7 protein-coding genes are annotated in these 11,227 nt (G+C 39.3%); 4 read left to right on the top strand and 3 right to left on the bottom strand.

Translation table 11 applies throughout. The features are described from left to right. The first annotated feature begins 525 nt into the window (after positions 1-525). Both lon and cmk read left to right on the top strand, forming a co-directional pair. Positions 526-2,976, top strand: coding sequence for an endopeptidase La (gene lon, locus UXI14_RS10800; RefSeq protein WP_335966149.1), 2,451 nt, complete (start codon positions 526-528; stop codon positions 2,974-2,976). Between the two features lie 160 nt (positions 2,977-3,136). Further along, positions 3,137-3,826, top strand: a complete 690-nt coding sequence (gene cmk, locus UXI14_RS10795) for a (d)CMP kinase (RefSeq protein WP_277899193.1) — start codon at positions 3,137-3,139, stop codon at positions 3,824-3,826. A gap of 212 nt (positions 3,827-4,038) precedes the next feature. Here cmk and UXI14_RS10790 read toward each other — a convergent pair whose 3' ends face one another. Genes UXI14_RS10790 through UXI14_RS10780 form a run of 3 tightly spaced genes read right to left on the bottom strand, consistent with a single transcriptional unit; the run spans position 4,039 to position 7,457 of the window. Beyond that, entirely contained in the window at positions 4,039-4,557 is a 519-nt protein-coding gene (locus tag UXI14_RS10790; protein WP_335966148.1) for a hypothetical protein, read from the bottom strand. Positions 4,558-4,568: 11 nt separating this feature from the next. Beyond that, entirely contained in the window at positions 4,569-6,173 is a 1,605-nt protein-coding gene (locus UXI14_RS10785) for an FMN-binding glutamate synthase family protein (RefSeq protein ID WP_335966147.1), read from the bottom strand. Beyond that, positions 6,174-7,457 (bottom strand): amidohydrolase, encoded by a 1,284-nt coding sequence (locus UXI14_RS10780; protein ID WP_335966146.1) that lies wholly within the window; start codon positions 7,455-7,457, stop codon positions 6,174-6,176. A 375-nt stretch (positions 7,458-7,832) separates the two neighbouring features. Between UXI14_RS10780 and UXI14_RS10775 the strand changes: the two genes are divergently transcribed. Continuing rightward, the gene (locus UXI14_RS10775) at positions 7,833-10,163 is read left to right on the top strand and encodes a UvrD-helicase domain-containing protein (protein ID WP_277899197.1); all 2,331 of its coding nucleotides are present in this window, start codon (positions 7,833-7,835) and stop codon (positions 10,161-10,163) included. A gap of 711 nt (positions 10,164-10,874) precedes the next feature. Next, positions 10,875-11,210 (top strand): metalloregulator ArsR/SmtB family transcription factor, encoded by a 336-nt coding sequence (locus tag UXI14_RS10770; protein ID WP_277899198.1) that lies wholly within the window; start codon positions 10,875-10,877, stop codon positions 11,208-11,210. Positions 11,211-11,227: the final 17 nt, after the last annotated feature.

Genomic DNA, 11,227 nt, shown 5'->3' with positions numbered 1-11,227 from the left:
TAAAATTAGTTTAGATTTCCTAATAAGGAACTTTTTTAATCTAAAATTTTATCCTTAATCGGGTACTTTTTAATATTTCTGATTTTCCAAGTTTCAGGTTTCAAGCTATTTTTTTAAATTCCTATCAACTATCAACTATCAACTATCAACTATCAACTATCAACTATCAACTATCAACTATCAACTATCAACTATCAACTATCAACTATCAACTATCAACTATCAACTATCAACAACACAACAATAAGACTCAACAATTAACAGTTAACCATTAACAAATAACTAACTAACACCAAATCCCTAGTCCCTTTTCCCCAATAACAATTATAAATTCCTTATGCCGTCCAGTATCCTGCACAATAAAAACCTAAAACTAAATATTGGCACGGGTATTGCCTATACTGATTGATTTAAAGCAGAAGTATTTAATTTTTCGAGGTTAATATCGCTAAATAAGCTTCTTATAGATCATTTAAATAAAGATAAACGAATCTGTTATTGGTGACAGAATGACTTATAAAAACTATGAGTAACAACAAATTTTTAAATATTGACAGTTTGTCATTGCAAAATATTGATGATGATGCCGAGTTGATTCCATTAATGACTCCCGAAGACGAAGAGGAAATCAATAATGAGGTTTTACCCGAAACATTACCCATTTTGCCCTTGAGAAATACCGTGCTCTTTCCGGGCGTGGTAATTCCAATAACCGCAGGAAGGGACAAATCCATCAAATTAATAAAAGATGCATCAAATGGGAGCAAGGTAATAGGTGTGGTCTCTCAAAAAGACGACACCGTTGAAGACCCAGATGTGGCCGACCTAAACACTACCGGGACCGTTGCAAGGATTTTACGCGTATTAAAAATGCCCGATGGGAACACAACAGTGATTATTCAAGGGAAAAAGCGTTTTAAAATAGAAGAAATAACAGCTACCGATCCTTATTTTACCGCAAAAATTAAAGGTCTTCCGGAAGTGAAGCCGGAGAAAGACGGGGAAGAGTTTAACACGATTATCGATTCTATTAAAGATTTGGCGCTTCAAATTATCAAAGAGAGCCCAAATATTCCTTCGGAAGCTTCTTTTGCCATTAAAAATATTGAAAGTAACTCGTTCCTTATCAATTTTATTTCTTCCAATATGAATCTGGAAGTACTCGATAAGCAGAAGCTTCTTGAGAACAATAATTTAAAGGAGCGTGCAATGGCCACTTTGAAATATATGAACATTGAGTTTCAAAAATTGGCCCTTCGTAACGATATCCAATCAAAAGTACGGTCGGACCTCGATCAGCAACAGCGTGAGTATTTCCTTCATCAGCAAATGAAAACCATCCAGGAAGAACTTGGCGGTGGCTCTTATGAAGAAGAGATTGAACAAATGCGAATCAAGGCCAAAAAGAAAAAATGGGATGCCAAGATTAAAAAGCATTTCGAGAAAGAGCTGGCCAAGTTACAACGCATGAATCCGCAAGTTGCAGAATATTCAATACAACGCAATTATCTTGACCTGTTTTTGGATTTGCCCTGGAACAAGTTCTCAAAGGATAAATTCGACCTGAAACGTGCACAGAAAATTTTGGATAACGACCATTATGGACTGGAAGATGTTAAAAAAAGAATTATAGAATATTTGGCGGTATTAAAGCTGCGAAACGATATGAAATCGCCCATTTTATGCCTTTATGGACCTCCGGGAGTTGGTAAAACCTCCTTGGGAAAATCCATAGCCGAAGCTTTGGGCAGGGAATATGTTAGGATTTCCCTCGGTGGCTTAAGGGACGAAGCAGAGATACGTGGCCACCGAAAAACATATATTGGTGCCATGCCTGGAAGGATTATCCAATCGCTTAAAAAAGCAGGGACTTCCAATCCTGTATTTATTTTGGACGAGATCGATAAATTGTCGGTAAGCCATAGTGGCGATCCCTCATCGGCCATGCTGGAAGTATTGGACCCCGAACAGAACAAAGAGTTTTACGACAACTTCTTGGAAATGGGTTACGATCTATCTAAAGTAATGTTTATTGCAACAGCCAACAATTTGTCGCCAATTCAACCCGCATTACGGGACCGGATGGAAATTATCAACGTTACCGGTTATACCATTGAAGAAAAAGTAGAAATTGGTAAAAGGCACTTATTACCAAAACAGTTGGAAGAACATGGACTTACCGGTAAGGATTTAAAAATTGGCAAAAAGGAGCTTGAAAAAATAGTGGAAGGCTATACCCGCGAATCAGGGGTAAGGGGGCTGGAAAAACAAATAGCCAAAATGGTACGTTATGCGGCCAAGTCCATAGCCATGGAAGAAACATACAATATAAAGGTTACGGCCAAAGATGTGGAAGACGTTTTAGGTCCGCCGAGATTGGAACGCGACAAATACGAAAACAATGACATTGCAGGCGTGGTTACAGGCTTAGCCTGGACGAGCGTAGGTGGTGATATTCTTTTTATTGAATCCATTCTTTCCAAAGGAAAAGGAAATTTATCCATTACCGGAAATTTGGGGAAAGTCATGAAAGAATCGGCTACCATTGCCATGGAATATATAAAGTCCAATGCAGATAGTCTGGGCATCGACCCCGAAGTGTTCGATAAGTACAACGTACATATCCACGTGCCCGAAGGAGCAACCCCAAAAGACGGCCCAAGTGCCGGGATAACCATGCTTACCTCTTTAGTTTCCTTATTTACCCAGAAAAAAATAAAGAAAAGCTTGGCCATGACCGGAGAAATCACACTTAGGGGCAAAGTATTGCCGGTTGGTGGCATAAAAGAAAAAATATTGGCAGCAAAAAGAGCCCGTATAAAAGAAATTATTTTATGCGAAGACAATAAAAAAGACATTGAAGAAATTAAAGAAGAATACCTAAAAGGCCTTACCTTTCACTATGTAAAGGAAATGAGCGAAGTAATCGATATTGCAGTAACCAATGTTTCTGTAAAAAATGCCAAAAAATTATAGGTATTATTTTTTGAATAAATAATTAAATGAAAATTAGCAAAATTCAACGTTCAATATAGTTTGAAAACTAACAAACTCATTTTAGAGAACCGTTCAATTTTGCTAATTTTTTTATTTTTACAGAACAATCAACAATAACTAACCGGGCAAAAGCAAATACATGAAAAAAATAACCATAGCCATCGATGGCTATTCTTCCACGGGAAAAAGTACCATTGCAAAAAAACTGGCAAAAAAACTTGGTTATGTTTATGTAGACACTGGCGCCATGTACCGCGCGGTAGCCTTATATTGCCTGGAGAATCATCTCATTAAAGAAAACGAAGTTTTAAAGGAGGAGCTAATCGAAAAACTGCCCGAGATAGAGCTTTTGTTTAAAATAACGCCACAAACCGGGAATGCCGATATTCACCTTAACGGAAAAAATGTTGAGAAAGATATCAGGACATTAAGGGTTTCTAATGTGGTTAGTATGGTGGCGGCCGTTTCGGAAGTGCGGAAAAAATTGGTACAGCAACAACAAAGAATGGGTGCCCATAAAGGTTTGGTAATGGACGGGCGTGATATTGGTACCGTTGTTTTTCCAGATGCCGAGCTGAAAATTTTTATGACGGCTTCTCCAGAAAAAAGAGCCATACGCCGCTATAAGGAACTTATTGACAGGGGCGATAACGTAATTTATGATGAAGTGCTCAAAAACGTTCAAAATCGCGACCATATTGATTCTACCCGTAAAGATTCCCCATTAAGGGAAGCAAATGACGCCGTTAAAATAGACAGCACAAATTTAGACTTGGAAGAAACTTATAAAAAGTGCCTTCAATTGGCATTACATGCTATTGAGGGGTAGGTTAGGTTGGTGAATTCTTGTTTGGCTAAGTTTTAACTCAAATATTTAATAAATACTAATGAAATTTTTTCATTATTTCATTCATCTTCGAAATTAAGTTCCTTTTGATTTTTAGCTTGTAACCAACTCATTACACCCTTTAAATACATTTTTTATCCCATAAAATAATGACGTAACAATACTGTTTATATAATTTTGAATGTTTATTTACATTAACCAATAAGCTCGCGTATTTCCTTTTTAATATATCCAAGGGCCGTATACGATGGGGCTTGCTTTTCCATAAGCTCGTTAAGTACTTCTTCCCTGAGTTTATTGGCATTTTCGGCATTCATTCCGGCTTTTCTTATAAGCTGAATGGTGGCGTTTTTGGAGGTTTTAATAACGTTCCAGCACTCGTCCGTAATGTATATTTGTTGGGCTAGGTTATGGTCGAATTCACTTTCAATTGAAGCAATCAACAGTCCTTCATATTGGTTTTTATCTGCATTTTCGGGGGCTACCCTTAGCAGTAATTTAGAAGGGTTGATGCGTTCCAGGAACAGAGCCATGCGTTCGTATGCCTGTAAACGCAAGGGGAGTGCCGTTTTTTCGGTTTCCCTGTGCAATAAATAGCGCCTGCGCCCTTCCTCGTTTTTGGTATGAAGGCTAAAAAAATAATATGCAATGGCTCCTGTTACCACTGCCGGCAATACATAAAATAAGAGTTCCATAATTTTGTATTCGTTCATGGGGATTGTTATTAATAGCGTATTTGTTTGTTTTTAAATTTATCCATGGCACCTTCTGTGGTATAATGGCCACCTAAGTGTGGGCAATGTAATAAACTTTCTGTTCCCTCAAAAGGAACATTTACTTTATTATAACCATATACATTTGCCAATGGCTGGGTTAAACTTTTGTCGCCTAGATTTATGTCCACATCTTCCATGGTTAACTGGCTTGGGTGCTCGTAACCGCAGGCATGTGTTATTTCAATAAGTTCTTTTTTAAAGTTTTTAAAATAATAACTCACGCGTTCTGCTTTATCTTCAATGTTTATACCAGATTGCAGCCACTTGTTCTGGGTGGCCACGCCGCTTGGACATGTATTGTTATGACATACTTTGGCCTGTATGCAACCAATGCTCAACATGGCTTCCCGGGCAACATTTATAAGGTCGGCACCCATGGCAAATGCCATTGCCGCTTTTGATGGGAAACCAAGCTTGCCGCTACCAATAAATACGATACGGTCGGTTAGTTCGGCATCTTTAAAAACCCTGTACAGATCGCTAAATGAATATACCCACGGAAGGGAAACATGATCGGCAAAACTCGGTGGAGCGGCTCCTGTACCGCCTTCGCCACCGTCTACGGTAATGAAATCGGGGCCTTTATTGGTTTTTTTCATGATTTCCGCCAGTTCTTTCCATTGGTCAAGTTTTCCAACGGCGGCCTTTATTCCAACGGGCAAGCCGGTTTCATGGGCAAGGAGCTCTATAAATTCCACCATTTCCTCAACATTGGAAAAAGCCGAATGATTTGGTGGCGACAATACATCTTTTCCCATTGGAACATGGCGTATCTCGGCTATTTCCTTGGTGATTTTAGATGCGGGCAAGACCCCGCCTTTACCCGGTTTTGCCCCTTGCGAAAGTTTTAGTTCGATGGCTCTTACCTGTGGATATTCTTTAACTAAGGCTTTAAGCTTTTCTAATGAAAAATTTCCTTGTTCGTCCCTAACGCCAAAATATCCGGTACCGATATGAAAAATAACATCGGCTCCTTTTTTATGATAGGGAGAAAGGCCGCCCTCGCCGGTATTGTGGTATGCATGTGCCAAATAGCAACCTTTGTTTAAAGAAGCTATGGCCCTTGCCGAAAGCGAACCGAAGCTCATTGCCGATACATTGATAACCGAGGCAGGCCTGTATGGACGTTTTCTTTTATTGTATCCACCGATTAATTTGGCGCAGGGCAAAAAATAAGGATCACTGGCATTGGGGTGCCCCATTTTTATTTTGAAGGGCATCATGGCATTATTTATAAAGACATAATGAGATTCATGAATATCCCTGTCTGTACCAAAACCTTCATAATTGTTTTCGTTTTTTGCAGAAGCGTATATCCAACCTCTTTCAATTCGGTTAAAGGGAAGCTCCTCACGGTTATTTGCAACAATATATTGCCGTAATTCCGGACCTATGCTTTCCAGCATATACCTAATGTGCCCAACCACGGGAAAGTTATGGGTAATAATATGCTTTTTATTAAAAAAAACATCCCTAATTGCAATAATCACCAAAACGATAAGGATCCATCCCCACCAGGGAATATTTCCCAAAAAATCTAAAATTGTTTCCATTTATTCTGTTAAATAATCATTTACTATTTGTGTAAAAGCCTTGACCCCAAGCAGGAGTCCGCTTTCATCAATATAAAAATCGGGAGTATGGTGTGGTGCCGCTTCTGTAGCATTTAACGGCTTTCCGCCCAAAAAGAAATAAAACCCGGGAACCTTTTCCTGAAAAAAAGAAAAATCTTCACCGCCCGTAGTTGCCTTAACCAGTTCTACATGTTCTTTTCCCGCCACTTTTTCTAACGAGGGCAACATTTTATCGACCAATTTTTCATCGTTATAAGTTACTGCGGTAAAATTTTCAATTTCAATGGTGGCTTCTCCGCCATAGGCTTTAGCAATTGTAGGAACCATTTCTTTCATCCGTTTTAAAATCAGGGTGCGCATGTCGGGGTCCAAAGTCCTTACCGTTCCAATAAGTTCGGCGGTTTCGGGGATGATATTAAAACGTACACCGCTGGTAATTTTTCCAACCGTAATTACTGCGGCTTCGTCTACCAATCGGGCTTCGCGGCTTATTATTGTTTGTAGCCCGTCTATTATTTTTGCCGAAATCAATATGGGATCGACACCGCTCCAAGGTGCCGAACCGTGGGTTTGTTTGCCTTTTACGTTTATTACAAAGCGTTCTACTGCCGCCATAATCCCGCCGGGCTTATAACGAATAGTACCAACAGGGGTTTCAGAGTTGATATGGAGCCCGAATATTGCATCTACTTTTGGACTTTCTAGTACGCCTTCCTTAATCATTAATTTTGCACCGCCTTCTTCACCCGGTGGCGGGCCTTCCTCGGCGGGCTGAAAAATAAACTTAACGGTTCCGGCAAAATCATTGTGCTTGCTCAATATTTCTGCTACGCCCATCATAATGGCAATATGCGTATCGTGCCCGCAAGCATGCATAACCCCGGTTTCTTTTCCCAAAAAAGTATCTTTAACAACAGACTTAAACGGTAAATCGTTGCGTTCGGTAACGGGCAAGGCATCAATATCGGCCCTAAGAGCAATTACCTTTCCCGGTTTTTTTCCTTTTAAAATGCCAACGACACCTGTTTTTGCTATTCCCGTGGTTACCTCCATGCCAAGACTTGTAAGGTGTTCGGCTATTTTTTTTGAAGTATTAAACTCGCGGTTGGACAATTCGGGATGCTCATGAAAATACCTACGCCACTCTATTACTTTACTTTCTATATTATCGATATCATTATTGAGCGAAGTTTGCGAAAAAACATGTGCAGATAAAGTAAATAGGATTAATAGCGGTATATATATTTTAAGCCCTTGTCTCATATTTTGTTTTACGTTTGGTGGTTAAAATTAGTAATATTTTCGATTTTAGGGTTGGATTTTTTTATTTAGTATGGCATTCATCATGGGGAGCTTTATATTTCCAGACGTTTTCCCAATATAAGGATTTATTATAAGTTTTACTTGTGGAAAATTACGATCTTGATATGGGCCGTAATGATTGTTGTTGAGTTCATTTATAAAAAATAAAAGCATCAGCATTAAAATACCGTTTAATTGATTAAATTGACATGCCAAGTAATATTTGGTTCATGTTTATGGAGCGGTCCCTGATTGTTGACTAATCCAAAAGATAAATGTATTTTTGGGCTTGCATCCGGATATTTTTATTATCAAAATAAAAAAAAGAAAACTACATTGGAAAAGTATTTAGCAGAGTTGAATGAGGCGCAACGGGCGCCCGTGTTGCATAAAGACGGCGCATTAATGGTTATTGCAGGTGCCGGTTCGGGCAAAACAAGGGTACTTACCTATAGAATTGCATATTTGATGAACCAAGGCGTAGATGCTTTTAATATACTGTCGTTAACCTTTACCAACAAGGCAGCCCGTGAGATGAAAAAACGTATTGCCAATATTGTTGGGAATAGTGAAGCTAAAAATCTTTGGATGGGGACTTTTCATTCGGTTTTTGCAAAAATATTACGAATAGAGGCCGATAAGCTGGGATATCCAAGCAATTTTACCATTTACGACACGCAAGATTCGCAAAGGCTCATTAATTCCATAATCAAGGAAATGGGGCTGGACAAAGACGTGTATAAATACAAACAGGTACAAAGCAGGATTTCTTCTTATAAAAATAGCTTGATTACCGTAAAAGCTTATTTTAACAACCCCGAGCTTATGGAAGCCGATGCCATGGCAAAAAAACCACGTCTGGGGGAAATATATAATGAATATTGCGAGCGGTGTTTTAAGGCCGGGGCAATGGATTTTGACGACCTTTTGCTTAAAACCAACGAACTGCTAAACCGTTTCCCGGAAGTGTTGATGAAATATCAAGAGCGTTTCAGGTATATTCTGGTAGACGAGTACCAAGATACCAATCATTCGCAATATCTTATTGTAAAAGCATTGTCGGACCGTTACCAAAACATTTGTGTAGTTGGAGACGATGCCCAGAGTATTTATGCATTCCGCGGGGCAAATATCAACAACATTCTTAATTTCCAAAAGGATTATGACGATGTTACCATGTACCGTCTGGAACAAAATTACCGGTCTACAAGAAATATTGTAAATGCGGCCAATTCGGTTATTGAAAAAAATAAAAGTCGGTTGGAGAAGGTCGTATGGACTGCCAACGACGATGGAAACAGCATAAAAGTACATCGTTCGGTAACCGATGCCGAAGAAGGCCGTTTTGTAGCTTCTACCATTTTTGAGACCAAAATGCAGGAACAACTTAAAGATGGTGATTTTGCCGTATTGTACCGTACCAACTCGCAATCACGGTCCATTGAAGATGCCTTGCGCAGAAAAGATATTCCATACCGAATTTATGGCGGGCTCTCGTTTTATCAGCGCAAGGAAATAAAAGATGTATTGGCTTATTTAAGGTTGATATTAAACCCGAAAGACGAAGAAGCCTTGGTGCGCGTTATTAATTATCCTGCCAGGGGAATAGGACAAACAACCATACAAAAACTGACCATCGCTGCAAACCATTACAAGCGGTCCATTTTTGAGGTAATGGAAAACCTGAACAGAATAGACTTAAAGATTAATTCGGGGACCAAACGAAAACTGGAGGATTTTGTAACCATGATAAAAAGTTTTCAGGTAACCAATCAATCTGCCGATGCCTTTGTGTTGGCAGAGCATGTAACCAAAAAAACCGGATTGTTACAGGAATTTAAAAAAGATGGAACTCCAGAGGGAATTGCCCGTATGGAAAACATAGAAGAACTGCTAAACGGTATCCAGGATTTTGTTGAAGGCCAAAAAGAACTAGCCGATGCCAGTGGCGATTTATCCGAGTTTATGGAAGATATAGCCTTGGCAACAGATATGGACAAAGACGCCGGGGACGACGACCGGGTTGCCTTGATGACAATTCACCTGGCAAAAGGACTTGAGTTTCCCTATGTTTTTATAGTGGGAATGGAAGAAGACCTTTTTCCGTCGGCCATGAGCATGAACACCAGGAGCGAACTAGAAGAAGAGCGCCGTTTGTTTTACGTTGCATTAACAAGGGCCGAAAAGCAGGCTTACCTTACCCATGCACAAAGCCGGTACCGCTGGGGGAAATTAATCGATGCAGAACCCAGTAGGTTTATCGAAGAGATAGACGATACGTATTTGGAACATCTTACACCACCTATGGATAGCGGTTACCGTTATAAACCATTAATAGATTCGGATATTTTTGGCGATGTTGATAAAAGCAAACTCCGTTTGCGCAAACCTTCGGCGGGCACGCCGCCTTCTCATCATAAGCCATCGGAGGAAAAACTAAGGAAATTAAGGAAGATTAAACCCGATATTGGCGAGCCCGTGGCAAACAACAACCTATTTGACGACGACCTTGTTGTGGGCAACAAAGTTGAGCACTCGCGTTTTGGAAAAGGGGAAATCGTTAAGATCGAAGGTGTTGGCAACGATAAAAAAGCAGAGATAAGATTTGACAACGGCGGCATAAAAAAATTGCTTCTCCGCTTTGCAAAACTTGATGTTATTGGGTAATTGAAGAAGATATATTAATAGTGAAGATGCTACGTTGTTATGCTGTTATGCAGCTATGCCTTCAGTGTTGTTAGCGATAGGGGATTAGTTATATTGTTAATTGTTAACAGTTAATTGTTGTTGACTATTTACAGTTGACAATTATCCATTAGCTATTCAAAATCACAGTCACTTCGACGCAAGGGGAAGTCGCATACTTTGATGCTACGTAGTCATGCTGTTATGTTATTATGTAGCTATGCCTTTACCATTGTTGTTAGGGATTAGTTGGAGCCTAAACATGACTGAAACCTTGCTCGTTGATCTTTGTTAAGTGAACTTTGAATCTTTGCAACTTTGAACCTTTCGACTCTGAACTCTATACTAAAAAACCCCTTTCCTCATTAACTTATTGACTCGTTATAGCCAGTACCTAGTGATTTATTTTATAATTATGAGCGGCTATGTTTCTATTGTTTTTTTTGCGTTAGGGATAGAAGTGGAAAGCCCGCAAACCCCAGCGTGAGCATTGGGGTTGAGGACTTGTAACGGATAGCCCGACCCGACATTTAGGAAGGGTAACGCCCCGATAGTAAATAGTTGGGCCGCTTCTAATTGTATCAAGCAACATCAAAAATTATTTAGCCTTGCGTGTCGATTAAATTTTTTATGATAACTTCCTTGCCAGATAATCATATTAATTGTAATATTGCAATAAACAAATTATATGTTATGGGAATTACCAAATCAGAAATATATACCAAACAGCAAAACGAAATTGCACAAATAGCCAAGGTAATAGGGCATCCTGCTCGTGTGGCAATTCTTGAGCATCTTTTTAAGGCCCAGTCCTGTATTTGTGGAGATTTGGTGGAAGAAATAGGTTTGGCGCAGCCAACTATTTCGCAACATTTAAAAGAACTTAAAAACATGGGGTTCATTAAAGGTACTATTGAAGGCACGAGTGTTTGTTATTGCATAGATGAGACCAATTGGGAATCCATGCAGCAGGTACTTACTTCGTTTATCACCCAGAATCCTTCTTCAAAAAATAAAAATTGTTGTTAAAAAATTTGATTCTATTA

It is taken from the genome of Galbibacter sp. PAP.153, from assembly GCF_037029175.1.
Classification (GTDB): Bacteria; Bacteroidota; Bacteroidia; order Flavobacteriales; family Flavobacteriaceae; genus Galbibacter; species Galbibacter pacificus.
The sequence above is the reverse complement of the archived record's forward strand: the minus strand, read 5'-3'. Positions and strand labels throughout refer to the sequence as shown.